At 66.5% G+C, this 499-nt stretch carries 1 protein-coding gene; it reads right to left on the reverse strand.

Annotation, left to right across the window (positions count from 1 at the left end):
* The coding region (locus tag IH09_RS36220; protein WP_190233526.1) for an acyltransferase domain-containing protein at window positions 1-499 on the reverse strand (499 nt) is incomplete at both ends.

A 499-nucleotide genomic window follows, 5' to 3' on the forward strand; every position in this document is an offset into this window, starting at 1 on the left:
AATCGAATGCCCACCCACAAAATCCGGCCGCACACCCCACGACTCCACCAAACGGAACAACGCCACCTCAACCGCGAACAACGCCGGCTGCGCCCAACCGGTCTCATTCAGCGCCGCTGCGTCGGCCCCCCACATGACCTCACGCAACGGCCGGTCCAGGACGGGGTCCAACTCGGACAGCACCATCTCCAAAGCGTCGGCGAACACCGGAAACCGCTCATACAGCTCCCGCCCCATACCCAACCCCTGACTGCCCTGACCCGAGAACAACACCGCCGACTTACCACCCACCACCGAACCCGACACAGCCATGGTGTCCAGCTCACCGGCCGCCAGCGCCCCCAAGTCCCGTACGGCATCCGCACGCTCACCCACCGCCACCACCGCACGATGCGCAAAACTCGTACGACCCGCCGCCAACGACAACCCCACATCCACCGACCGCAACTCCGGCCACGCCTCCACATGCGACAACAACCGCGCCGCCTGCCCCCGCACC

Origin of the sequence: Streptomyces celluloflavus, assembly GCA_000720995.1 — a bacterium.
GTDB classification, from domain to species: Bacteria; Actinomycetota; Actinomycetes; order Streptomycetales; family Streptomycetaceae; genus Streptomyces; species Streptomyces celluloflavus.